The following is a 24,491-nucleotide window of genomic DNA, read 5'->3' as shown; positions in this document are numbered from 1 at the left end:
GGCGCTGAGGCGCCGCTTTTCTGGCCTCGTCTTCGCGACGAATCCGGCACTCGCGGATCACCGCTGCCCCGCGCGGAACCCTGCGCGGCGCAAGAACAGGCCCCGGCGCAGGCGCGGACAGGCGGGACACGAGCTGCCACGAGGACCCTCAATTGGGGGCACACAATGCGACAGCTGGTCTTCCCCTCGGCGCACGAGCGCGCAATCCTGGACTCCGGCGGTCGGTCGGGCTCCTCCGCCGGGGGCCCATCGCGACCCCGAGACAAGGAACTCTGCTCCGTGCCCACCCCCTCCGCAGCGACCGCCACAAGCCGACCCGCGCTGGTGCGCAAGGCCGATGCCGCCGGCTACCGCCCCGAAATCGAGGGACTGCGCGCAGTCGCCTCACTCCTGGTCGCGACCTTCCACATCTGGCTCGGGCGGGTCTCCGGAGGCGTCGACGTCTTCTTCGTCGTCGCCGGCTTCCTCACCACGGTCACGCTCGTCGGCCAGATCCGCCGCTACGGCCGCGTCCGACCGATCGCCTTCGTCTCACGGCTCGCCTCGCGCCTGTTCCCCGCGGCGGCCGTGGTGCTGGTCGCGGTCGCCGCGCTGGCCCCGGTACTCCTACGCCCCTCGCAACTGCTGCAAACCTTCACCGAAGTGCTCGCATCGACCTTCTACGTCGAGAACATCGCGCTCGCGCGGGCCGGGGTCGACTACCTCGCGCAGGACGACTTCCACTCGCCTGTGCAGAACTTCTGGGCGATGTCGGTGCAGGGGCAGTTCTACGTGATCTGGCTCGGGCTGGCCGTGATCGCCGCGGTGATCGCTGTGCTGCTGCGACGTCGCGCTCACGCGCTGCGGATCCTCCTGATCCTCGTCGCGGCGCTCACCGCACTCTCGTTCGCGTTCTCGGTGGTGCGAGTCGGCATCGACCAACCGACCGCCTACTACAGCACCCTCGCCCGTTCGTGGGAGTTCGGCCTCGGCTCGCTCGCCGCGCTCGTGCTGCCGGGCCGCACGCTGCCGACCGCCCTGCGGGTGGTCGCCGGCTGGCTCGGGCTGATCGGAGTCGTCACCTGCGGTGTCGTGTTGCAGGTCTCGACCGCGTTCCCTGGCGCGGCGGCGCTCTGGCCGACCCTCTCGGCGGTGCTCGTGCTCGTGGCGGGCACCGGCCCGGCTCCGACTTTCGGAGTCGCTCGACTGCTCGCCCTGCGCCCACTCGTCTGGCTGGGCGGCATCAGCTACGGCCTCTACCTCTGGCACTGGCCGATCCTCGTCTTCTGGCGCGAGAGCACGGGCGAGGATCCCGGCGCCCTCGCCGGTCTCGGGATCATCGCCGCCGCGATCCTGCTCGCCACGCTCTCGAAGACCTTTGTCGAGGATCCGCTGCACCGCCGCGCACCCGCCGACCGTCCGCGGCGAGTCCGTACGCTCGCTCCGGTGGCCCTGCTGAGCGTTGCCGCTCTCGCCGGAGTCGCCGCCCTCACCGGCACCAATGGTGCCATCGCTGGCGACCTCTCCCGGGCACACGAACTCCCCGTCTCGACAGAGGGCTGTGTCGGTGCCGCCGCCCTCGAGAACGCCGAGGCCTGCGCCGCGACGCGATCGTGGACGACGAGCCTCCCCGCCGTCGACGCCTCCGAGGACGGCTCCGCGCTCAACACCGACGAGTGCAGCACCGGCAACTCGGGCATCGCCCTCAAGGAGTACCGCTTCGGCGACCCGACCGGACGCCGGGTGCTGCTGATCGGCAACTCCCACGCCGCGTCCTTCTTCCCGGCGCTGCGCATCGTCGCCGAGGAGCGGGGCTGGGACCTGCACACCTACTACAAGACTGGCTGCGTCTTTTCGACGGCCGAGCGCCGCGACGACTCCGCCCCCTCACGCCGCTCCTGCGCCATCTGGAACGAGTCACTACAGAAGGCGCTGGCCACGCAGGACCCGTACGACCTGATGGTCACGGCGTACTCGGCCAAGAAGTCAGTCTTCGTCGACGCCTCGGGCACGCCCGACGAGCAGTCGGGGATCGACGGTTTCCGCGAGTCGTGGGCGCCGCTGATCGCCCGCGGAACGACGGTCGTCGCGCTGCGAGACAATCCCGTCCTCCCGTCCCTGTCTCTGCTCGCCTGCGCCGAACGGCCAGAGACCGCCGAGGACTGCCGGATCCCGCTCGACGAGGCCTTCGCCGACCGCGAGCTGATGGCCGCCGCCGCCGAGGGCTGGCCGGGCGCCGCCGCCGTCGATATGACGCGCTGGTTCTGCGACGACGACGGCTGCCCGCTGGTGATTGGCGGGGTGAAGGTCTACCGCGATCTCGGGCACCTCACTGAGACATACGCGCGCACGCTCGCGCCGTACCTCGGACGTGCGCTGGAGCCGCTGCTGAACTGAGCGCTCGGGCGCGGCGTCCGGGACGGTGTCGCCCGCTCCGTTCTGGGGAGGTGTCCTGCGGGAACCCATGCAAGACTATTTATATGAACAGGGATCCGCGGACCTGATGGGCCACTCGCACGGCGTTTCGGCCGGCTCCGCTGCCGCGCGGCACCGGCGTCCGCTCGTCGCCGCTTTCATGCTGACCGCCGTGTTCATGGTCGTCGAATTCGCAGTCGGAGTCTCGACGGGGTCGCTCGCGCTCCTCTCGGACGCCGCGCACATGGGCACCGATGTCCTCGCGCTCGGGATGTCACTCGCGGCGATCACGCTCGCCGCGCGGCCTGCCGCGAAGGGACGTACCTACGGCTCCTACCGCCTTGAAGTGCTCGCGGCCCTCGCGAACGGCCTGTTGCTGTTCGCAGTCGCCGGCTTCGTGATCGTGGAGGCGGTGCGGCGCTTTGCCGAGCCGCCCGCGGTGCACGGCGGTCCCCTCCTGATCACCGCCGTCGTCGGACTCGCGGTGAACCTGCTGAGTCTGCGCCTGCTCTCGGTCGGCGCGAAAGAGAGCATCACCCTCCGCGGAGCCTCGCTCGAAGTGCTCGGGGACGCGCTCGGCTCGGTGGGCGTGATCGTCGCCGCGATCGTGCTGCTCAGCACTGGCTGGGCCTGGGTCGATCCGATCGTCGGCGTGCTGATCGGGCTGCTGATCCTGCCGCGCACCTGGTCGCTGACGCGGCAGGCGCTCGGGATCCTGATGGAGTCGGCGCCCGCGCACGTCGACCTCGTGGCCCTCGAACGCGATGTCTGCGCCGTGCCGGGAGTGCTGGCGCTGCACGATCTGCACGTCTGGACGATTACCTCCGGTATGGAGAGCGCCAGCGGTCATGTGGTGGTCGCTCCGGACGCCGACTACCGCACGGCGCTCGGGCGGGTACTCGCCATTCTCCGCGAGCGCCACGGCATCGAGCACGCGACGATCCAGTGCGAGCCCGAGGCGTTCCCGGAGTCGACACACCGGCCCTGAGCCGCTGGGCGCCCCGCCGCCCCGAGTGACCGCGCCCACTGTCCAAAAGTTGTCGCACTCGCGGTCGAGTGCGACAACTTTTGGACAGTGGGCGCACTGCACGCGTCAGTGCGTGGCGGCCGCCGTGCCGCGGCGGCGGGACACGCCCATCACCACGGCCGCAACGATCAGCCCCAGCACCAGGCCGAACACCATCGAGACCGCGGTGTCCGCGAGCCAAACGATGACCGGGCCGGCCGCCTCCACTGCGTGGGTGACGGCATGGACCAGGTCGGAGGGTGCGTGCCAGAACGTCTCGGCCAGGTTCGCGACGACGAGATGGCCACCGACCCACAGCATGGCCAGCGTGCCGACGATGCTGATCGCACGGAAGACGGCGGGCATCGACGCGACGATCCTCACTCCCGCGCGCCGCACGCCCCTGGCCGCGTTCTTCATCATCCCCAGGCCCACATCGTCGATCTTGACCAGCAGAGCGACCGCGCCGTACACGAGCAGGGTCATCCCGAGCCCGACGATCGCCAGCGCGCCGAGCGTCGGACCGACTCCAAAGTCGGGGTCGAGGCCGTCGAGCGCGATCAGCATGATCTCGGTGCTCAGGATGAGGTCGGTACGGATGGCGCCGAAGACGAGCTTCTTCTCGTCGCGCGCCTCAGTCTCGCCCGCCGCGTGGTGCACGCCGAACCACTCGAGCACCTTCTCCGCACCCTCGAAGCAGAGAAACCCGCCGCCGAGGATCAGCAGGTACGGCAGTACCCAGGGCGCGAACGCCGAGAGCAGCAGCGCCACCGGAATGATGATGACGAACTTGTTGAACAGGCTCCCGAGCGCGATCCGCCACACCACCGGCAATTCGCGGGCCGGGGTCAGCCCCTGCACGTACTGCGGAGTCACTGCCGCATCGTCGATCACGACACCCGCCGTCTTGGCGCTCGCTTTGAGGGCAGCGGTGAGGATGTCATCAACAACCGCCAGCAGGCCGACCGACATATGCGTCTCCTTGAAGTTCCGGGGTGAGAGGGTTCACAGTATCGCGCGCCGTCGACTCCGCGGGTTCGGCCTACCTCGACCCGATCGCGTGAGCGATACAACCGCGCGCTACATGCCGGTGCCGCTCCCTGACCACGGTGGAGACGACTCTCGCGGCGCACTCGGCACGGCCAGCACATCTTGCCGCGCGAGAAGATCGTCTGACACCTCCACTGCGGCATTCCGCGCCGAGGATAACCTTGCGCTAGGCCTTACGGCTGTGAAGTTCATGCATTATCCCTTCGTTACCCACCTGATTACTCATGAGCATTGCATGGCCTTTTGATGTCGCTTGCGCATCATCATGAGCACGACTACGCTAGATCAAGTTCAGTTCTCTACACAGAACGTGACCGGGGGGTCGTGTTGAGTTGCAGTGCCGTCTTCTGCGAAGCGCCGAGGAGAACGTCTCGGTCCCATGAGGACCCTTCGCGGCATATGAGTGCCCTTCTAAAATCGAGCGGCACCCGCATCGTCTTGCTCAACTCCGTTCGCTATTTCGTGTGCGCGTTCGATAAGCCGTCCGTCGTGCTACCCCCTCTCTTTTCCCACCGAGAAGCTCATAAGGTCGTCGTATCATAACTACGAAACTGGTCATCTTCGACCTCGACGGAACCATTATCCGCAACTCCACGGCAGCGCAGGCGATTTCGCTGGCAGCGGGAACTCTCCCTGAGGTTCAACTTCTCGAAGCCGAATACCACGCAGGCCACATAGACAGTCTGCAATTCTCGCTTCGAGCGCTCGAGCTGTGGGGACCGGATCACCTCACGTACTTCAGTGACGCGTGGGCGAGTGCGCCAAAGATCGATGACCTGGATGCCGCCATCTCCGGTCTTCGCAGCCTCGGAATCGTCACCTGCCTGCTCACGATGGCGCCAGAGGAGTTTGCGCGCCTTGTCGGCAATTTCGATCATATTCATGGCTCGCAATACGGAACAAAGATCCTCAACCCTGAAGACAAGCCCCGCATCGCTGCGCAGATCCAGGCCGCGATCGGCGCTGATGATGACGACGTCGTCGCTCTCGGCGACTCCGCATCAGATGCGCCTCTTTTCACAAAGTACACGCGAACGATCGCTGTCAACGCCACCCAGGATCTGCTTGTACTCGCGCGGCATCCATATTCCGGCTCGAGTGTGATGGATGCGCTCGCACTCGAAGTCGATCTCCCTCACAATCAGGGACATCGTGCAGCATGATCCTTGCGGCATGTTCTGCCTTTGAAGCCAGCCATCCAGGATCGTCTCAACGGATACTCGCCCTGATGCCGTCAGTCACGAAACTGTGCCGCTGCATCGACGGATCGTTCCCTGACGGGGAGGTTTACGCTCAGCTTCCAGAGCGGGCGGATGGAGTCCACGTGGTGATTCTCCAGTCGCTGTCCGGCGCAGAGGAGGACTGTCATAGGGCCCTGCTCGCCCTCCTCGCCGCTGTGCGCGCCTACCGCCAGTACGGTGCAGCGGAAGTGACCGTATTCGTGCCACACCTTCCTTACTCCCGAGAGGACCGCCCGATTGACGGAGAGTATCGATCGACAACGGCTACGCTCGTCGCGGATCTCCTCCGAGTCGCAGGGGCAGACCACATCGTGACGATTCAGTCGGGCTCCGTCGACTTACTGTCGAAGGCCTACAGACCGCTTCGTCTGTCCCAAGCGTCAGCGGTGGACTTCTTCCGTTCGAGGGTGTCGAGTTCCGGCTTCAATAGCCCCGTGCTCGTCGCACCGGACGCTGGTTCGGCGGGGCTGGTAGGCGACGTGGCCCGAACACTCGGACTCGACTACGTGGTGGCCGAGAAGCGGCGGCTCGGAGCGTCGACCGTGACGGTGACGCTTGAGGTCACCGGAGACAGTCTCGCCGGGCGTGACTTTTTTATCCTTGATGACCTCATCTGCAGTGCCGGCACCGTTACGAAAGCAGTGGAAGCCCTCGAAGCGCTCGGGGCATCCAGGATTCGTGCGGCTACGGCTCACCTTCGACTGACGGATATCGGTCGGAATCGAGTCTGTGCGCTTCTCAGCGACGGGCGACTCCAGGCTCTCGACGCTCTTGACACGTACCCCGACCCTTCCCTCGCCCTCGTGTCGACCACGTCCTTCGTCGAGGGATGCACCGAGCAGCTGCGACGACTACTGGCGCCGCCGCCCCTCCGCGTCGACCACGGCTCTCACGAAGGAGTGTGCGCATGACGCGCCGACTCCGACTGTCGATATCGGTCCTGTGTGTCGACCAGACGCGTCTCGAGCAGGAGCTGACGAAGATCGCGGCTCTGGGTGTCGATCGTGTGCACATCGACGTCATCGACCCGTCTTATGGCAACGTCGGATTACCGCCCGAGCTGATCAGCGACCTTCAGGCACGCCTGACCATGCCCGTGGACGTGCACGTCATGCTCGCCGAACCCGAACACCTCCTCCCACTGATCCTTGATCGCCGGCCCGCTGCCCTCTGTCTCCATCAGTGCTCATTGACGCCGAGGGCCATCTCGATGGCAAAATCTGCCGCTGAATCAGGCGTGGAGGTCGGATTGGTGCTGGACGGCGACGAGCGTGCCGAACCGTGGGTCGTGGACGCGGTCGAGCCCCAACGACTGACCGTGATGAGTGTCGTGCCCGGAGGAGTCGGGCGCCCGTTCCGTCCAGAGGCGGTGAACACTGTTCGAGCGGCGGCCTCGTGGGTAGGTCGCTCCTCCGTTCGCCGCGTGGAGGTAGACGGTGCGATCAGTCCTGAACGCGTGACATCACTTCTCGATGCGGGAGCCGATTCGTTCGTTCTCGGCAGTTCGGTTTTTCCCGTGCGCGAAGCGTTTCCGAACCGCCTTGCCGAGCTGTGGGCAGCGGTGGAAGACCGACCAGAAAAGGAGAATCGTCAATGACCACGCACACTGCGGATTTCGGCGGCGTGAGCAGGGATCTCCCTGTGGTTCCGGTATCGGAGACGGTGAGCGTCGCCTTCCTGAAGCTCTACGGCGATGTCGAGTTGACCGAGCATTGCGCCGACCAGCTGAGCGTCATGCTCATGTCTGATGTCGATGTGCTGCTCGCCGGAGAAAGCGGCGGAATACTGCTCGCTCATGCGATCGCCCGACGTCGAAGTCTCAGCTATGTGCTCGCGCGCAAGAAGAGGCGACCCACTATGCGTCAGCCGCTCGCTGTGTCACTCCAGACAATCGGCACCGCTGGCGAGCAGATGCTGTTCATCGACGAGGGAGACACGGCGAAGCTTCAGGACACTCGTGTCGCGATCGTCGATGAGGTCGTCAGCAGCGGGGCAACTGTCACCGCGCTGAAGACCCTCGCTGATCAGGCAGGCGGGCACGTCGTCCAGGTACTCGCGATCGCGACCGAGGGCGATGAGCGCAGCGATGTTGACGTACTGACGCACCTGCCGCTCTTTCCGACTGAGCCACGGTGACGGCGACTACCCGCGCCGAAATACAGCCGCAGACTCGCCGTCATCGCGCGGGTCTGTGGTTACTGTGCGGCATGCAGTTGCTGGTCGCGATGGAATTCTCGATCATCAATATTGCGATCCCCAATCTCCAGGACACCTTCGGTGTCAGTCCAGCTCTCTCTCACTGGGTCGTGACGGGTTACGCGGTCGGGTTCGCCGCGCTCCTCTTCTTGGGTGGGCGTGCCTCAGAACGCTGGGGCCCCAAAAACGTGATTCTCTGGGGCATCAGCGGGTTCACCATGACGAGTCTGCTCGCCGCGCTGGCCTGGTCTTTCGACGTGCTGATCGTCGCGCGGGTTGCGCAGGGAGCATCCGCGGCGTTGGTGGCCCCATCAGCTCTCGCCTTCCTCACCCAGCTCACCAGTTCCGCGGAACGGCCGAGGTGGCTCGGGATGTGGGGGGCAGCAGCCTCAGCAGGATTCGCCGCCGGCGTCGTCCTCGGTGGCGTCCTCGTCGGAGTGACCGGCTGGCGGAGCGTCTTCGTCTTCTGCACGATCCTTGCGGCGACGCTCGGGGCCGCCGCCGCCTCGATCCTCCCCCGCATGAGGGAATCCGGTGAGCGAGTCGACATCATCGGTGCCCTGCTCTTTGCGACGGCCAGCATCAGCCTGGTCGCAGTACTGTCCTTGCTGAGTAACGAATCCAGCCGAGGACCGTGGCTCCTCGGCCTCGCCGCCGTCGCTCTCTTAGGATTCGTGTCGCTCTCTTATCAGCAGCGGCGGACCCCGAACCCCTTAGTGCCGCCCGAGCTTCTCGCCCGCCGATCGGTACGCGCTGCCGCAGTGCTCAGCTGTGCAGCCCCGCTGTCGGGCGGGGCGATGGTCTACTTCGCCTCCATCTATATGCAGGACGTCCTCGGGTGGTCTCGGTTCGCCTCCGGGTGCGCGTTTCTCCCAGACGCGGCGGCGGCTGCGGCTGGCGCGTACGTCGCACCGCGTCTTCTGCGGGCAATCGGCCCCCACAGGGCCGCGTTCAGCGGGTTCATTGCCATGGCGCTCGGCCTGGTGACCCTGTCGGTCTCGGTCGACCACGGGTTCGCCGCACTCGTGCAGGTCATTGTCGGCACGAGTCTCGCGGGCTTCGGCCTCGTCCTGTGCGGTGTCGTGGCTATCGTCGTCGGTTCTCGTGGACTTCGGAGCGGAGAACACGGAGCCTCCGCAGGGATTCTCACGGCCGCCCAGCAGTGGGGAGTCGCAGCCGGCCTGGCACTCGCGTCATCACTCGTGGAAATCTCGGCGCAGCTCCAATCCGGCACTCTCGGCGGCGGAGTGATTGCACTGATGGCGGCGACAGCCATAGCCCTTGTCGATCTGAGGAAGCGCCTGCACGCGCGACGTCCCGCGCGACCGAGCTGATCGCCGACGCGCTGTCGGCGGGCGGCCGCGTCCACTGTCCAATAGTTGTCGCACTCGGCGCCGAGTGCGACAACTATTGGACACTGGACGGGCGTTCCGGCACTCGGCGTCGAGCGCGAGCCGCTCAGCGTTCGAGCGCGGGCGGATGGTCGCCGTGCCGGTGCACGATCCGCCACCCCTGCCCGTCGATGCGCTGAAAAACATGCGTCACTCGGATAACGAGCGGACGCACCTCTCCACCGTGGAGCCGGGTCGTCCCGGTCTCCCGACCCACCGTGTATGCGAGGTCACCCGAGGTGTACACCACCTCATAGTGGGGATGCAGCTCGCCATCGGCGAAGCGACCGGCAACCCAGCCGAGGGTCTCGTCGATGTCCGCTCGACCACGCTCGATCGTGCCGAAGGCGCCGTACAGGGTGGAGTCGGCGGAGTCGGCCCAACAGCGGCGGTACGGCTCCGGATCCCCCGCCGCCATCGCCGAGAGGGCTGTGTCGACCGCGGCGAGCGCGGCGGCGAGTTCCGGCGGCAACACGGACAGGTCGACGGGACGCGGGCCGTCTGCTGGGTCGCTCATGCAGGGGACTCTACTGACGCGCGCCCGGGCGCCTCCACCTGGCGCGCCACCCCCTCCGACCGCAACACACCATCGCCGCCTTCCTGAGAGTCGGCCCAGTGACTCCATCAGACGTTTCGCATTACGGATAGTCGCCCACAGCCGCCGGAGGAGGCGCGTACGTTCGAAGAACAGCCGGAGGGACGGCCCGACCGCCCGACTTCACTGCCCTGCTCAGCAGGCATCCGACACGTCCGGCTCGGAACAACTGAAAACACGACAACCGCTTTCCCCCACTTCCTCCTCGACGGCACTCGCCGGGGCGTCCTCTCCGCCGCGGCCGGCACCGCGGCACCAGAACAGAACGGCGGTACAGCACATGGGCGCACTTCTCTACGGCACTCCCCCCACCTCGCACGAGATTGATGACCGCGCACTCGCGCACCTGCAGATCGTCATGATCAATAAGTTCCGGCGCGACGAAGCATTCGCGTTCCAGCTCGACGCCTCGAGCGCCCACGGCACCGGCCGTCAGACCCTGTGGCTGCACCCGAGCATCCCCTTGCAGTTCTCGTTCCACGGCAGCCGCATGCCGGCTATCAATGCCGGCTGGGTACGGGCCCTGATGGAGGAGGCGAACAGCGGCAGAGGCCTGCGCCTCGTCGCCGAGCCGGCGCAGCAGCCGGATTCCGCCGGGCTGACGCACGCCGCCTGAGCATCCGATGACCCACCGCGCGCGGGCGCCGGGCGCAGAAGAGGTCTCCGACTTCGTGCAGCTCTCAGGGCCTGTGCTCTCGGGGGCGGATTTCGAGTGCTCCTCCACGGTCGCCGGAGTCAGTGGCAGCCTCTGCGTCACCCCGAGCGCGCTCATGCTCGGTGGGAGTAATAGCGGTGGCGCGTCTGCGGCAACGACCGCGAGAGTCGGCACCGACGACATCCGCTCGTGGCGCGTCACTCTCTGTGGCGCAACCTTCTCTCTCGCGATCGAAGCGAAGGCGCGGCACACTATCGTCCTGCTCGCCCAGTTCCACGCCGCGACCGTGCAGGCCATGACACGGGCCGTCGGCCCGGCGACCGGCGTATCCGCCTAGCGAAATTTCGCAGCCGTATCAGACGCGGTCGAACCAGGGTCATGCGACCCTGGCGCCGATGAATGCACAGAACGGCGAGGTCATCCGCTCGGATATCAGCGGGCGGGACATCGAACAAGCGCGGGCACTCTTTGAGCACTTCTACAACGGACACCGGCTCGTCGTCGAGCCAAGCCCCGACTTCTCCTATCGCTACACCTCCGTCGGCGACGGCGACGTCACCCTCCGCGGCAGCCACTTCGCAGGTTCCGTGCAGGGCTCGATTCAGACGGAGGGCGAGTACGTCGTCTCCTGGCTGACCGCCGGAGAAGGCGCCACGGACCTCGACGGCGACGCCGTGGTCCTCGAGTACGGGCAGCCCGCAATCTTCGTCACCAACAGGCCAAGCCGGTTCGAATTCCACGACTACCGGCAAAACCTCATCCACTTCGACAGCGCCTATCTCGAGGGCATCGCGGAGGAGGTGGAGGGCACGCGCGGCGGACCCCTCCTCTTCGAGACGAGAGCCCGTCCCGCGGGTGCAGCCCTGCGCCGCTGGTCCGCTACCGTCGCGGCGGTTGCCCGAGTGATCTATGAGGCCGAGAGTTCCCCGCTCCTGCGCCGCGAGGCCGACCGCACCGTCGCGGTCGCCCTCCTCGAGACCTTCCCGCACTCCGCACTCGAAGCCCCCCGCGACCTCGCCGTGCCCCGCTCAGGACGGCTGCGTGAGGCAATCGACTTCATGTACGCCCACGCGCACGAGCCGCTGCGGACGGAACAGATCGCTGACTCGGCCCGAGTCGGCCTCCGCACTCTGCAGAGCGAATTCCGCCACGAGTTCGGCGTCACTCCCACCGACTATCTGCGCCGCATTCGCCTCGACGGGGTGCGCTCCGAGCTGCGCTCCAGCGAATCCGGAAACGTCAGCGTGAGCGACGTCGCGCGGCGCTGGGGCTTCGCGCACTTGGGCCGCTTCTCAGCGTCTTACGCGCACCGCTTCGGCGAACGGCCCAGCACCACGCTCGAGTCGTGACCGTGCGTGATGTCCCTCCGCCGCGTTTCAGAGGTAGTCGGTCTCGTCGACCTCGACCTCGCCTCGGGGCTGGACGGTGGGCCGGGAGGGCTGGAGGCGGCGGGTCTTCTCGCCCATCGACTCCACGGCCGTCTGGTCGTCGAGGTCGACGCCGCGGTCGAGGGCTGGGCTGCTAAAGAGTTGGCTGGCCGGGCCGAGCAGGAGTCGGGTCTCCCCCCGCAGCCCCTCGTCCGAGAGCGACGGGACCGTGACCAGATCCGACTTCCCCACGTTCGCCAATGCCTGCGCGTACTCGACGACCGCCGTGCACACCTCGTTCCCCAATAGCACGTAACCGCTCGCGTAGTACAGCTTTTGCATGGCGTCCTCCTCCGTCCGGGCCGCGCCTCCCGGCGGGCCTCGGCTCCGACGCTAGGACCGGACCGCGGGTGGCCCTACCCCCTTGACGAGGCGCGCTCGACCCAGGACAGGAATCATCGGTCCCTTCACGTCAGCACCGGACGCGCCCGCGGCCCTCGCCTCAGGTCCGGTCGCGCACGTCGCGCGCCACTGCCTCCAGGCGGGCCGTGTAGTCCGGCCACCACTCGCTCGGCACCGGTGGAAGGTTGTCTCCCGGGGACCGAAGCCCCACCCGCCCGTCGACCAGCTCACGGACGATATCGGCGTGACCCGCATGCCGGTGCGTCTCGGCGATGAGGTGCGTGAGGATCCGCTGCAGCGTCACCTCGCGCGTGGTCCACCACGGCACGAGGCCCGGCGCATCCAGTGGGAGCTCGGCGACGGTCGCATCCGAGTGCGCCCACACGCGGCGGTACAGCGCGATCACGTCCTCGAGCGGCTCGTCGGCGGTGGCCCACATATCGGCGTTCGGAGCGGAATCCTCCTCCATCCAGGGCATCGGCTCCGGAAAGGGGCGGCCGAAGACGGCGCCGAGGTAGCCCGCCTCCGTGCCCGCCACGTGCTTCACCAGCCCGAGCAGGTTGGTGCCGGTCGCGACCAGCGGTCGCCGGACGTCGTACTCACCAAGTCCGTCGAGCTTGTGCAGCAGCGCGTCGCGCCCCTCCTGCAGGTAGCGGAGGAGGGTCTGCTTCGCGTCGTCGCTCATGCCCCCAGCCTGCCGCGCCGGCCGTAGACCCGCCAGGGCCGCGGAGGTCTGCACTGCCCAGGGTCGTGGATTGCGGTCGACGTACCACGATCAGCCCGCTCGCCTCACGGCTCGGGCCGATTTTCTCTTTCCGAGAGCGAGGCGTAACAAACGAAGGAAGAATGCGTCAGAAGGCCTCGCCATCCGCGAATTGATGGCCCGCCACCGCAATCTTTCCTTCGTTCGACACCTCACGCCTCAGTCCGCGAGCGCCACCAGCGCCTCCTCGCGCAGTACCTCCACCAAGACGAACCGCTGCGAGGAGGCGTCGAGAGGCGCGGCGTCGCCGACCAGCTCGACCGCGGCCTGCGTCTCGCGGGTCGCGCAGTCCGGTCCGACCCACAGTTCGATCCGTCCCGGCTCGACGATCCGCACCCCCTCACGCCCGGTGAAAGCCAGACGCGCGGCCGGCACGTCGAAGCGAATCTCCGCCTCCTCGCCCGCCTCGAGCGCGACGCGCGCGTACCCGAGCAGCTGCGCCACCGGGCGGGTGACGCTCGCGACGACATCGCGCGCGTACAGCTGCACCAGGTCGGTGCCCGCACGCTCGCCGGTATTGCGCACGCGCACGGTCACAGTGAACGAGCCCGAGGTGGGTACCGAGGATGCCGCGACCGCCAACTCCGAGCGTGAAAACGACGTATAGCTGAGCCCGTGCCCGAACGGCAGCACCGGAGTGCTGTCTGCGCTGGTCACCTCGGAGGGTCCGCCAAGGATCGGGTGCAGGTACGAGAACGGCTGCGCCCCCGCCGAGCGCGGCAGCGACACGGGCAGGTGCCCCGAGGGCGCGACGCGGCCCGAGACGACGCCCGCGATCGCGCCGGCTCCCTCCTCCCCCGGGAAAAAGGCCTGAAGCACCGCGGCCGGAGCCGACGGTCCCTCGAACGCCCAGCCCACCGCATACGGACGGCCGGTGAGCAGTACCAGCACGACGGGCGTGCCCGTGGCGACGACCCCCTCGATCAGCTCGCGCTGACGACCCGGGAGTTCAAGGCTCTCGACGTCGTTGCCCTCACCGACCGTGCCGCGGCCGAAGAGGCCCGCCCGGTCGCCGACGACTACGACTGCCACGTCGGCAGCAGCAGCGGCATCGACCGCCGCGGCAATCCTCGAGCCGTCATCGCCCTCTACCGAGCAGCCCTCGGCGAGAAACAGCTCGGCCGTGCCGAACTCCGCTGCGAGCGCGTCGGCCACCGTCGGGATCTCGAAGCCCAGCGGCACGTCGGGGTGGTGCGCCAGCACGTGGTTGGCGAAGGAGTAGCAGCCCATCAGCGCCGGTGCACTGTCGGCGTTCGGTCCGATCAGCGCGAGTCGGCGCGGCGCGGCGAGCGGTAGCGTCCCATCGTTCGCGAGCAGCACCACCGATTCCTCGGCCAGGCGGCGGGCGATATCGCGGTGCGCGGGCGAGTCGAGATCGATCGATTGCGGCACGTCGTCGAATCGGGCGTCGAGCAGCCCGAGCCGTTCCTTCTGCGCCAGCACGCGCAACACGGCCCGGTCGACCAGCGCCTCGTCGGTGGCCCCTGAGCGGATGCGCGCGGCGAGCGGAGCGAGGAACGCGTCGCCCGTCGGCAGTTCCACGTCGATCCCCGCGGCGAGCGCCAGCTCGGCCGCCTCGCCCAGATCGGCAGCGACCGCGTGCATGAGGTGCAGGAACGCGACCGAGAAGTAGTCGGCGACGACTACTCCGTCGAAGCCCCAGCGCTCGCGCAGCACTCCGGTGAGGTAGGCCGGTGTTGCGCCGACGGGATCGCCGTCGATCTCGGCGTACGAGTTCATCACCGAGCGGGCGCCGCCATCGCGGATCGCCATCTCGAACGGCGGCAGGAGCACGTCCGCGATCTCGCGGGGCCCGGCGTGCACCGGCGCGTGGTTGCGCCCGCCGCGAGAGGCGGAGTAGCCAACGAAGTGCTTCAGCGTGGCGTCGACTCCGGCCGACTGCAACCCCTGCACGTACGCGGTGCCGAGCGTGCCGACCACGTACGGGTCCTCGGCGATGCACTCGTCCACCCGGCCCCAGCGGGGGTCGCGGATCACGTCGAGCACGGGGGCGAGGCCCTGGTGGATCCCCAGCTCGCGCATCGAGCCGCCGATCACCCGCCCCAGCTCCTCCACAAGCGCCGGGTCGAAGGAGGCGCCCCAGGCCAGCGGAGTGGGGAACGTTGCGGCCTTCCACGCCGCCAGCCCGGTCAGGCACTCCTCGTGCACAATCGCCGGGATTCCCAGCCGAGTCTCCTCGACTAACCGGCGCTGCTCGGCCCAGAGCCACTGCGCGCGCTCGAGCGGATCGACGGGGCGCGTGCCATAGACGCGGGTCAGCTGGCCGATCCCCTCGCGGGTCGCCTCCGCGTATCCGGTCGATGTCGCCATTTCGCCGGCGAGCGGAGCGACGACCTCGCCACCCTGGTCGACCCAGTAGCCGACGAGTTGGGCGAGCTTTTCCTCCAGCGTCATCCGGCCCAGCAGCTCGGCGATGCGGGCGGACGGAGCCTGCGGGGACGGGTCTCGGGGTGCGTGCGATGCGGTCACGGTGCGACCCTCTCTGGTGCTGCGGGAACGGCGAATGCGGGCACGGCGGGACCGACGACGTTCATCCCTTCACCGCCCCGGTCAGCCCGCCGACGATGCGGCGCTCGAAGACGCTGAAGAAGATCAGCGCCGGAATCATCGACAGCGATACGAAGGCAAGCACCTTCGCCGTATCGACGGAGTATTGCGACGAGAACGCCTGCACCCCGAGCGGGAGCGTGAAGGTCGATTCGTTGTTGAGGATGAACAGGGGCAACAGGTAGCTATTCCAGCTCGCGATGAACGCGAGGATCCCCGTGGTAATGACACCCGGCATTGCCAGGCGCACGACCATCCGGAAGAAGAAGCCGATCCGGCTACAGCCATCGATAAACGCCGCCTCCTGGATCTCGTCGGGAATAGCCCGCAGGAACGGCACCAGGATGATGATCGTGGTCGGCAGGCCGAACGCGATCTGCGGCAGCACCACTCCGGCAAGCGAATTCATCAGGCCGAGGCTCTTGATCACCAGGTAGAGCGGAGTGATCGCCACGGTCATCGGGAACATCAGGCCGGCGGCAAAGAGGGCATAGAACACTCCCCGGCCGGTGAAGTCGTAGCGGGCGAGGACATAGCTGGCCATCAGGCCGAGAATGACGACGCCAAGCGTGGTCGCGAGGGCCGCGATGGTGGAGTTGCCGACCTCCTGCCAGAAGACGCCGCCGGTGATGACGTCGAGGTAGTTCTGCACATTCCACGGCGCAGGCAGGCCGGCCGGGTCGGTGGTGATCTGCGCATTCGTACGGAAGCCGCCGATGATGATGTACGCCACCGGAGCGAGCATCAGCGCGATCACGACGATCGCGACCACGTAGGCGATGGTGGTGCCACGGCCGAGCGGCGGCCGGCGCCGCTTCACCGCGAGAGGCCGAGGGGTCTGGGGAGTGATCGGCGGGGCCGTCATCGTCGTGCCAGTCATCGCTTGTCTCCCGTCAGTGCGCCCGCCGTGTCGCGCCGGAGCACAAAGCGTTGATAGAGCAGCGCCACCACGAGCGAGATCACGAACAAGACCACCGCGACAGCGTTCCCGTATCCGTAGTTGCCCGCATTCCGCCCGTTGGTGACGAGGTAGATCGCCATCGTCGAGGTGCCCGCGGTCGAGGACACGTACTGTCCCCAGATGATGTAGACGAGGTCGAACAGTTGCAGCGCACCAATGATCGACAGGAATGCCCAGATCCGCAGCGTCGGCGCAAGCAGCGGCAGGGTGATCCTCCGCTGCACCTGCCAATAGGAAGCCCCGTCAATAGCCGCCGCCTCCGACAACTCTTCGGGAATGCCCTGGAGCCCGGCGAGGAAGAGAATCACCGCGAAACCGATGTATTTCCACGTGATGATGAGCATCAGCGTCCAGATCGCGATCGCCGGATCCGAGAGCCAGTCCTGCGTCAGCGCACCCAGGCCGACCTTCTCTAGCAGCCCGTTCACCGCTCCGCTGGTCTGGAGCATCAGGCTCCAGCCGGTGCCGACGACAACCTCCGAGATCACGTACGGCACGAAGATCAGCACGCGGATGAACGACTGCCCGCGCAGCTTCCGGTTCAGCAGCAGCGCCAGGAGAATCGCGACCGGCCCCTGCAGCACCAGCGAGAGCACCACGATGATCCCGTTGTGCGCGAGGGCATCGTGGAACGTCGGGTCCTGGAGGATCGTGAGGTAGTTGCGGAGCCCCACGAAGTCGGTCGGTGCCCCGTAGCCCTGCCAGCTGAAGAAGCCGTAGTACGCCGCCATCACGACCGGGAAGATCACGAAGGCGAGGAACACGATCAGCGCCGGGCCGACCAGGAGCGCAATCTCGAGCCGCCCCGACCAGCCGACACTGCGGCGGCGCCGGCGCACCGGAGGCGTCGCAGTGACGCCTCCGGTGCGCGCGGTCCCGCGGGGCGGCTCCACGGGGAGGAGCGGGCTCTCGCGGAGTGCCACGGTCGTTACGCCTTCGCCGCGGCGGCGTTGACGGCCTCGACCAGCTGCTTCGGGTCGCTCTTGCCGGCGAGCAGGTCGACGACTCCGACGTTCAGCGCGTTGCCGACGTTGAGCCCATAAACGGTGTCGAGCCACTGCGAGACAGAGGGCGCCGAGTTGTAGGCCACGAGGATCTGCTGGAGGTACGGCTCGGTCACAGCCTCCTGCGCCACGGTGTTCACCGGAGGCGCGTTGAAGGCCGCATAGTACTCCTTCTGCACATCAGCGGTGGCGAGGTAGTTCAGGAAGTCCACGCACTCGTCGGGGGCGCCGGCCGAGCAGGAGTAACCGTCGACGCCGCCCATGATCGCGCCAGGCTCGCCGTCACCACCGTCGATCTCGGGGAACGGGAACCAGCCCAGGTCGGGCAGCGGCTTCTCGTCAGGGGTGAGGGAGGCGATCACGCCCGGGTCCCACGCGCCCATCAGCTCCATCGATGCCTGGTGGTTGGCCAGGAGTCCGGCCGAGCTGCCCGCGCCCTGCTGGGCGGCGGTGGTGAGGAAGCCCTCGTTGAACGGCTCGGTGGCGGCGAAGTTCTTCAGGTCCTCGCCCGCACGGACCCAGCAGTCATCCGAGAAGTCCTTGGTGTCGGCCGCCTCGGCCATGGTGTCGGCGCTGCACTCGCGCAGGGCGAAGAAGTAGTACCAGTGCGCGGCGGGCCAGGCATCCTTGCCGCCGAGAGCGACGGCCTGGGTGCCGCTGCCCTTGAGCTTCGTGATTGCGGAGTTGAGTTCATCGATCGTCTTCGGCGTCTCGGTGATCCCGGCCGCAGTGAAGAGGTCTTGGCTATAGAAAAGGCCGCCCGGAAGGACGGCGACCGGCATCGCCCACACCTTGTCGTCGAGGGTGTTCGCCGAGAACGAGCCCGCGGGAATCTCGCTGCGCGCCTGCTCCGAAATGCCGCCCGTGATGTCTTTGAGCTGGCCGCCCGCGACCATTGCCGCGAGTTTGCCGCCACCGCGCTGGAGGAACACGTCGGGCGCGTCGCTCGAATTGAGCGCCGTCTGGAGCTTGCCGTCGAGGTCCTCGTTCTGGATGGCCTGCGACTCGATCGTCACTCCGGGGTTCGCGGCCTCGAAGTCCGTGATCGTCTTGTCCCAAAACTCCTGACCGGGACCCGTGGTGGAGTTCTGCCAGAGGGTCATGGCGACAGTGCCATCACTCGACCCTGAATTCTGTGCCGAGCAGCCGCTGAGGGCCGCCGCCGCGCCGAGCAGGGCTGCTGTGGCCACTGCGATCTTCGTGAACTTCATCGTCCAACCGTTTCTCTTCGTCGAGAAGCACCGCCGAGGGGAGCGGCACTGAGGTGCGTCCGCCGCGAAGGCGGGCAGAGCCAGTGTCGGCGGCGCTCTGGCAAGGGTCAAACGTTTTCGAAATGGTTTTCGAAGGAGGAGTTACAGTCGGGCATGACTCCACGTCCGACCATCCATGACGTCGCCGCAGCGGCCGGAGTCTCGGTCGCGACAGTCTCGAAAGCCGTCAACGGCCGGTACGGGATCGCGCCCGCCACGGCCACCCGCGTCCTCGAGATTGTGCGCGAACTCGGCTACGAGTCCAGCCTCGTCGCGAGCAGCATGCGCTCGCGACGCACCGGAGTGATCGGGGTACTCGTCGCAGGCTTCGAGCCGTTCAGCGCCGAGATCCTCAAGGGCGTCGGCTCGGTGCTCGCCGACTCCCGCTTCGACCTGCTCGCCTACTCCGGTTCACACGCGGGCGAGCAGGAGGGCTGGGAGCGGCGCTCGCTCAGCCGGCTCAGCGGCACACTGCTCGACGGCGCCATCCTGGTGACCCCCTCCGTCGTCAGCGCACCCGCCGACATCCCGCTCGTCGCCGTCGATCCGCACACTGGACGGGCCGACCTGCCGACTGTCGAGTCCGACAACTTCGGTGGCGCCCTGCTCGCCACCCGGCACCTCATCGCCCTCGGGCACCGCCGCATTGGCTTCGTCGCCGGCCGGGGCGACCTGCGCTCGGCGCGGTTGCGCGAGGCCGGCTACCGGGCCGCGCTGGCGGAGGCGAGCCTCGCGTTCGACGAGCGCCTCCTGCGGGTCGGCAACTACCACCACGACACGGCGCGGCGCCCCGCCTCCTCGATGCTCTCGCTCCCGGACCGGCCGACCGCCGTCTTCGCCGCCAACGACGTCTCGGCCCTCGCCATCATCGAGACAGCCGCGCACCTCGGGCTCGCCGTCCCGCGTGACCTCTCAGTCATCGGCTTCGACGACGTCCCCGAAGCCTCCCGCTTCGACCCGCCGCTGACCACCATCCGCCAGCCCATGCAAACTCTCGGCGCGACCGCCGCCGAGATGCTGATCGCCCTCATGTCCGGCCACCCCCCGCGCTCCCTGCACGTACACCTCCCCACCCAACTCATCCGCCGCGCGACCACCGCCCCACCCCCCACCCCCACCCCCACCCCCACCCCCACCCCCTAAATCTCGCGAAATGTCGCGAGATGCCTCCGCACGGACGAGATCCCCCGCCGCGGCAGCCGATCTCGTCCGCCGCCCGGCATCTCGCGAAATCGCAGCGGGGACGGAGGGGCGAGCGCTGCGGCATCCGCGGGTCGTTTACGTGTCCTCGTCCAGCATTTACTCCGCACGTCGACACCGGCAGGCGAATGAGCCTCTCTGCCTGCGACACGTGAGCAGGGCACCCTCGGATAGTGCGTGACGCTGCACGCCGCGGCGGCGACCCCGCGCGGGTCGTTCATGTCATCGCCCCCGTCACCTCGGGAAGCGATGCGCGAACAGGAAGCACCAGGGACGTCAGGCACACGTCAATTGGATCCGGCAAGGCATCACTCGGCAGCTCTCGAAACCCCCTGAAGCGCCCCCACCCGAAAGCGACGCTAGCTCGTCGCCGAGCATGTGGTCAACAAGCCATATACAGACATGTCCCGAGATGGTTCTTGTGTGAACGTTCACACAGCGGCAATTGCCAGTAGTGACGAGGGCCTCTCCTCACATTCTGTTCATCGAACTCTTGGGGCATGTGCAGATCCACGTGTCGCGCTCGGCAGGAAGGCCAGCCGCCTCAGCCCCAGTGGCCGTCGATCACCCCATCCGGCTTCCTCCGACGTGGCTCATGGTCTGTCGGGGGGACTGCTTTTGCGCCTCAGCGCCGACGACCTCAGCGCCGACGACGGGACTCGACCTCGTGATTGCCGGGCGACCGGAGCCGCGAGACCCTACTGGCAGCCGATCGGCGACATCAGGCCAGTCACTCGGCGGGACAATAGCGACGCTCTGAGGACGCCGGCGCCGGAGGCTCTCGCTAGTCTTACGTGCCATGACGATTTCGAAAATCCCACGGACAAAGCAGGTCCCCGTCCTCCGATGCGATTACTCGAACGACGAGCTCTGGGAGCATACCTGGCAGGAAATTCAGAACGCGACTGAGGAAGACTTCCAGCCCACCGTCGAGAGGGTCGAGGACCGGTCCTGGGACGGCCTGGATACCGCGGTCGCCCTCGAGATGGTGCGCAGCTTGAAGAAGTCCTATCCGCATCCGCTGGTGTTCTTCGCCGACGCGATCACCATGTCGACCCCGGAGCACACGCTTTTCGTCGCCTGGGCGTGGAAGGACGAGTACGAGGGCCAGTCCATGCGCTGCCTGCCGAGCGATGTCCTTGCCATCGAGAACAATGTGATCGACAACATGCCGTGGGAAGAGTTCTACGACTTGGTCGGGGAGGACGGCGTCTCGCGTATGGAGTGAGTGCTCTTTCCGTAAAGCCTCTGGATCAGGAGTGGCCCGCCGACTCCATGCAAGAGCAGACTCCCGAGGATGACGAAGCTGGTAGCGGCGAGAACGTCGAAACCCTCATCGGTGGAAAGTGCGTTGGCCGCAATCAGTCCGAACACGATTGACGCGGCTCCGCGAGGACCGAGTAGGGCGATGACCAGTCGCTCCTTGCGTGTCGCCCTGCTTCCCAGGAGGGCGATGAGCACGGGGACGATGCGCCCGACTGTCAGCGCGAAGAACGCGAGGAAAAGCGCCGGCCACCAGTCCCGGTATCCGGTCACGAGGACGACCGCAGCGATCCCGAAGGTGAACCACAGCAGCAGGGTGAGGAACGAGGTCACGTCCTCGACCAGGGGGATCTCAGAGTGGTCGTCCCACCCGCGCCCTCGCGCGAGCCGGAACGCGATTCCGCAGACGAAGGCCGCGACGAAGCCGTTGCCGCCGACCATGACGGCGGCGGCGAAGGTCAGCACCGGAAGAGCGAGCAGGCCGATTCGAATGCTTTGACCGTCCGCCCATCCCGCCGCCCGCGCGATACGGAAGAGCCGCCCAGCGGCCACGCCCACGAGTGCTCCGACGACGACGGCGATGAGCCCGGCCGGCGCTGCGATCAGGAAAGCCTCGAGCGCGTCTTGACCCGGCCGCGCAGACTCCGCTGCCAGAGCGAGAGCGGCGAGGAACACCGGAGCGACCAGGCCGTCGTTGTAGCCGCTTTCGATGCTGAGCCAGCGCCGCACTCTGGCGGGAATCCGCGTATCTCGGACGATCGACATGTCCGGCGCGAAGTCGACCGGAGTCGCGATGCAGGCGATGGCGATGACGACGGGGACCGAGAGCCCGAGGGGCAGGGCCAGACCGACGGCGAGGATGCAGACGAGCGAGAGTGGCAACGCGATCAGCAACAGCCTCAGCGGAACAGCAGTGAGCACCGCGCGAGGAGGGCCTTTGACGTCGACCGCGTCCACGAAAAGCAGCAGAGCGAGGATCACCTCGGCGACGTGAAGAGCTGCCTCTGAGTCGAGGAACAGCACGCTCTCCCCCACAACGAACCAGCCGGCAACGGCGCCGAGGAGCGTCATCAGGAGAGGGCCGCTGACGACGAACCGCCGCAGCCTGCGGTGGGTCAGCGCCCAAACGACGGTGGCTCCGGTCGCGAGCAGTAGGGCGATCACGGACCGACCGTAGTCCGGATCGTGGAGCGCGGCAGCGCCAGACCGACGCACGCGCCACGTCGATCACGGCGCAGAGCCATCCACCCGACGCTCGAATCGAGCCGTGCAGACGAGGCGGTCCGTCACCTCGGACGCCGACGGTAGTCACCACGGTCCCGAGATGGAGTCCCATAAGGAGATCGTGAAGCGAACGTTCATTGGGCCGAGCGGCACGAAGGCCCGCTCTCGACTCGGGAAGCGGGCCTTCGCGCTCGTGTCGAGCGCCGGGGTCAGGCGCGGCTGGCCCAGATGACCCGGTCATTGGCGTCGTACTCGACGAGGTTGCCATCGTTCTGCATGACGACGCGGAACGGGCTGGTGCTGAAGGCGAGTTCGGGGGAGCTGTCCCAGTGGCCCTCGCCCTCCTGAGTGCCCCGCGCATACACCACGAGGTAGCCGTCGGCGGCCAGTGCGATGTCGCTGCCGGGGATCGAGGTGCCCGTGGACCAGTCGGCGCCGCGAGGTCCGTAGACGACGAAGTTACCGTCACCCTGCATGATGGCGCGCCAGGCGCCGCTCGCCGAGGTCAGCTGGTCGCCGCTGATGAGCGTGGTCTCGTGCTGCAGCGTGTCGCGGCGGGTTTGGCTGATGCTTGTCCAGACGAGGCCCCGCGGGCTAGAGATGACGAGACCGCTGCTGCTGATACGCATCTCCGCGCCGGGGTTCCCCACGGTTCCGGACGCCCACTTCACCGAGCCGTCGGCGCCGTAGACCACCGCGTTGCCGTCGGTCTGCATCACCAGACGGTTGCCGGCGCCGCTGGTGCCGGTGAACCAGCGAGTTCCCTGCGGGCCGTAGAGGACGAAGTTACCGTCGGTCTGCATCTCGGCCCTCTCGGGTCCGGCGGTGAGCTGCTGGCCGGCGGTGAGCGTCGCCCCGGACTCGAGCGGGGGGTCGTCGGGTGCGGTGATGCGCCCATTGACGCTGCTCGCCCAAGCAGGGGTGCCAGTGGAGCGGTAGACGACGAGGTTGGCGTCGTCCTGGATCCGCAGGATGGAGCCGGGGTCGTTCGTGCCGGTGAACCAGACGGGACGGCCGGTGGAGTCGTAGATCACGAGGTTGCCGTCGGTCTGCATGACGAGGCGGTCGCCGCGGGCCTGCGTGCCCGAGCTCCAGGTCGCCCCGCCTGTGCTGTAGACAACCGCGTTGCCGTCGTCCTGCAGCACGAAGCGGACGGCGCCGCTCGCGGAGACGACGGACTGTCCCTTGGCGAGCTGCTGCCCGGAGGAAAGGGCGGCCGGGTCGGCAGCGGTCGCCGCGGCAGCGGTCGCGTTCGTCAGCGGCGACGTCGTAGCGAACGCCGGAGCCGCGCCGGCGAGCAGGCTCCCGGTCAGTGCCAGGGCGGCCAGTCCGGAGACGAAAGGACGGGAGAGAGAAGGCGTCATAGCAGTGCTCTTTCGGTCGGTGGTGGCAGGTGCGATGCGGGTGATCGAGCGTCCGTCACTCGCCGGTCTCAGTCCCGAGAAGAGGCAGGGAGGGGCGTCGTCTTAGGGGGCTCGCGGTGCATTTGGCTGATGTCTATCAGCACCTTGCTCTGCTGCGCATCCGCCGTGTGGGTCTGCTAGTGGCGGTCGAGCGTCGCGACTCCAGCCGACGGGGCGGGCGGCGTTTTCAGCGGTGCGCCCGAAGTGGGTTCCGCTCGTACGGGTAGCGGCGACACCTCGAGGAAGTGGGCGCGCTCGCGACCTGCGCCGCTGTAGAAGGCACACGGCCCGCATCCGGCAGGTCGATTCGTGGAGAACGTGGCGATTGCGCTCCTGCGCACGTCGCTGGTGATTCGCCTGCGGGCTCTCTCCGGTGGCGCGTAGTGGCGTCGCGAATTGCCGTTTGTTGCTTCGGTCCTTTTATGCTCCCGAGCGATACTCACGCCGGGTGGTCGGCGGGTCAGGAAGGGACGGTCGTCGTGGCGGATTTGGGTGCGATCGAGGAGGACGTCCCGTTCGATACCGGGCTTGCGGAGTCGGTGATCTCGGCGTTCACGG

General features: G+C 67.5%; 22 protein-coding genes. 12 read left to right on the top strand and 10 right to left on the bottom strand.

Going from position 1 to position 24,491, the window contains the following annotated elements:
• Nucleotides 1-279: 279 nt before the first annotated feature.
• A complete protein-coding gene (locus tag B0H03_RS10325; RefSeq protein ID WP_160487342.1) occupies nt 280-2,376 on the top strand; it encodes an acyltransferase family protein in 2,097 nt (698 codons plus the stop codon).
• A 106-nt stretch (nt 2,377-2,482) separates the two neighbouring features.
• Entirely contained in the window at nt 2,483-3,382 is a 900-nt protein-coding gene (locus tag B0H03_RS10320; protein ID WP_104265649.1) for a cation diffusion facilitator family transporter, read from the top strand.
• Between the two features lie 105 nt (nt 3,383-3,487).
• Here the strand turns inward: B0H03_RS10320 and B0H03_RS10315 are convergent, their stop codons facing one another.
• A complete protein-coding gene (locus B0H03_RS10315) occupies nt 3,488-4,372 on the bottom strand; it encodes a DUF808 domain-containing protein (RefSeq protein WP_104265650.1) in 885 nt (294 codons plus the stop codon).
• Between the two features lie 614 nt (nt 4,373-4,986).
• On the opposite strand from B0H03_RS10315, the gene B0H03_RS10310 reads away from it, so the two are divergent.
• The 5 genes from B0H03_RS10310 to B0H03_RS10290 all read left to right on the top strand — a co-directional run bounded on the left by B0H03_RS10310 (nt 4,987) and on the right by B0H03_RS10290 (nt 9,221).
• Nucleotides 4,987-5,613 carry an HAD family hydrolase gene (locus B0H03_RS10310; protein ID WP_104265651.1) on the top strand — a complete coding sequence of 209 codons (627 nt, stop codon included), beginning with the start codon at nt 4,987-4,989 and terminating at the stop codon, nt 5,611-5,613.
• Nucleotides 5,614-5,678: 65 nt separating this feature from the next.
• Complete coding sequence (gene prs / locus B0H03_RS10305) at nt 5,679-6,602, top strand: ribose-phosphate diphosphokinase (protein WP_160487343.1); 924 nt, start codon at nt 5,679-5,681, stop codon at nt 6,600-6,602.
• Nucleotides 6,599-7,288, top strand: a complete 690-nt coding sequence (locus B0H03_RS10300; protein ID WP_160487344.1) for a beta/alpha barrel domain-containing protein — start codon at nt 6,599-6,601, stop codon at nt 7,286-7,288. The genes prs and B0H03_RS10300 overlap by 4 nt, the downstream gene beginning before the upstream one ends.
• Nucleotides 7,285-7,827 (top strand): phosphoribosyltransferase family protein, encoded by a 543-nt coding sequence (locus B0H03_RS10295; protein WP_104354373.1) that lies wholly within the window; start codon nt 7,285-7,287, stop codon nt 7,825-7,827. The genes B0H03_RS10300 and B0H03_RS10295 overlap by 4 nt, the downstream gene beginning before the upstream one ends.
• Before the next feature lie 71 nt (nt 7,828-7,898).
• Nucleotides 7,899-9,221, top strand: a complete 1,323-nt coding sequence (locus tag B0H03_RS10290) for an MFS transporter (RefSeq protein WP_104354374.1) — start codon at nt 7,899-7,901, stop codon at nt 9,219-9,221.
• A gap of 124 nt (nt 9,222-9,345) precedes the next feature.
• Here B0H03_RS10290 and B0H03_RS10285 read toward each other — a convergent pair whose 3' ends face one another.
• Nucleotides 9,346-9,795 carry a YybH family protein gene (locus B0H03_RS10285; RefSeq protein WP_160487345.1) on the bottom strand — a complete coding sequence of 150 codons (450 nt, stop codon included), beginning with the start codon at nt 9,793-9,795 and terminating at the stop codon, nt 9,346-9,348.
• A 358-nt stretch (nt 9,796-10,153) separates the two neighbouring features.
• On the opposite strand from B0H03_RS10285, the gene B0H03_RS10280 reads away from it, so the two are divergent.
• From B0H03_RS10280 to B0H03_RS10270, 3 genes are read left to right on the top strand one after another with little or no spacing between them, the layout of a single operon-like run.
• A complete protein-coding gene (locus B0H03_RS10280) occupies nt 10,154-10,489 on the top strand; it encodes a DUF7882 family protein (protein WP_104265658.1) in 336 nt (111 codons plus the stop codon).
• 7 nt (nt 10,490-10,496) lie between these two features.
• Entirely contained in the window at nt 10,497-10,865 is a 369-nt protein-coding gene (locus tag B0H03_RS10275) for a hypothetical protein (protein ID WP_104265659.1), read from the top strand.
• A 58-nt stretch (nt 10,866-10,923) separates the two neighbouring features.
• Entirely contained in the window at nt 10,924-11,877 is a 954-nt protein-coding gene (locus B0H03_RS10270; protein WP_104265660.1) for a helix-turn-helix transcriptional regulator, read from the top strand.
• A gap of 27 nt (nt 11,878-11,904) precedes the next feature.
• On the opposite strand, the gene B0H03_RS10265 is transcribed toward B0H03_RS10270, so the two are convergent.
• The 6 genes from B0H03_RS10265 to B0H03_RS10240 form a co-directional block, all read right to left on the bottom strand.
• On the bottom strand, nt 11,905-12,237 hold the full coding sequence (locus B0H03_RS10265; RefSeq protein ID WP_104265661.1) for a hypothetical protein: 333 nt from the start codon (nt 12,235-12,237) through the stop codon (nt 11,905-11,907).
• A 160-nt stretch (nt 12,238-12,397) separates the two neighbouring features.
• On the bottom strand, nt 12,398-12,982 hold the full coding sequence (locus B0H03_RS10260) for a DinB family protein (RefSeq protein ID WP_104265667.1): 585 nt from the start codon (nt 12,980-12,982) through the stop codon (nt 12,398-12,400).
• 237 nt (nt 12,983-13,219) lie between these two features.
• The gene (locus B0H03_RS10255) at nt 13,220-15,475 is read right to left on the bottom strand and encodes a beta-xylosidase/alpha-l-arabinosidase (RefSeq protein ID WP_104265668.1); all 2,256 of its coding nucleotides are present in this window, start codon (nt 15,473-15,475) and stop codon (nt 13,220-13,222) included.
• A 136-nt stretch (nt 15,476-15,611) separates the two neighbouring features.
• Nucleotides 15,612-16,508 carry a carbohydrate ABC transporter permease gene (locus B0H03_RS10250; RefSeq protein WP_104265662.1) on the bottom strand — a complete coding sequence of 299 codons (897 nt, stop codon included), beginning with the start codon at nt 16,506-16,508 and terminating at the stop codon, nt 15,612-15,614.
• Nucleotides 16,505-17,512, bottom strand: coding sequence for a carbohydrate ABC transporter permease (locus B0H03_RS10245; RefSeq protein ID WP_104265663.1), 1,008 nt, complete (start codon nt 17,510-17,512; stop codon nt 16,505-16,507). The genes B0H03_RS10250 and B0H03_RS10245 overlap by 4 nt, the downstream gene beginning before the upstream one ends.
• A gap of 5 nt (nt 17,513-17,517) precedes the next feature.
• A complete protein-coding gene (locus tag B0H03_RS10240) occupies nt 17,518-18,804 on the bottom strand; it encodes an extracellular solute-binding protein (RefSeq protein WP_104265664.1) in 1,287 nt (428 codons plus the stop codon).
• Between the two features lie 153 nt (nt 18,805-18,957).
• Between B0H03_RS10240 and B0H03_RS10235 the strand changes: the two genes are divergently transcribed.
• Complete coding sequence (locus B0H03_RS10235; protein ID WP_109714876.1) at nt 18,958-19,986, top strand: LacI family DNA-binding transcriptional regulator; 1,029 nt, start codon at nt 18,958-18,960, stop codon at nt 19,984-19,986.
• A gap of 856 nt (nt 19,987-20,842) precedes the next feature.
• On the top strand, nt 20,843-21,271 hold the full coding sequence (locus tag B0H03_RS10230) for a DUF6924 domain-containing protein (RefSeq protein WP_104265669.1): 429 nt from the start codon (nt 20,843-20,845) through the stop codon (nt 21,269-21,271).
• Here the strand turns inward: B0H03_RS10230 and B0H03_RS10225 are convergent.
• Both B0H03_RS10225 and B0H03_RS10215 read right to left on the bottom strand, forming a co-directional pair.
• Nucleotides 21,229-22,470, bottom strand: coding sequence for a cation:proton antiporter domain-containing protein (locus tag B0H03_RS10225; protein WP_104265678.1), 1,242 nt, complete (start codon nt 22,468-22,470; stop codon nt 21,229-21,231). The genes B0H03_RS10230 and B0H03_RS10225 overlap by 43 nt on opposite strands.
• Before the next feature lie 269 nt (nt 22,471-22,739).
• Complete coding sequence (locus B0H03_RS10215) at nt 22,740-23,894, bottom strand: hypothetical protein (RefSeq protein WP_104265671.1); 1,155 nt, start codon at nt 23,892-23,894, stop codon at nt 22,740-22,742.
• Nucleotides 23,895-24,491 lie beyond the last annotated feature (597 nt).

Source organism: Rathayibacter iranicus NCPPB 2253 = VKM Ac-1602, from assembly GCF_003149025.1.
GTDB lineage: Bacteria > Actinomycetota > Actinomycetes > Actinomycetales > Microbacteriaceae > Rathayibacter > Rathayibacter iranicus.
This window is presented reverse-complemented; position numbering and strand designations above follow the sequence as displayed.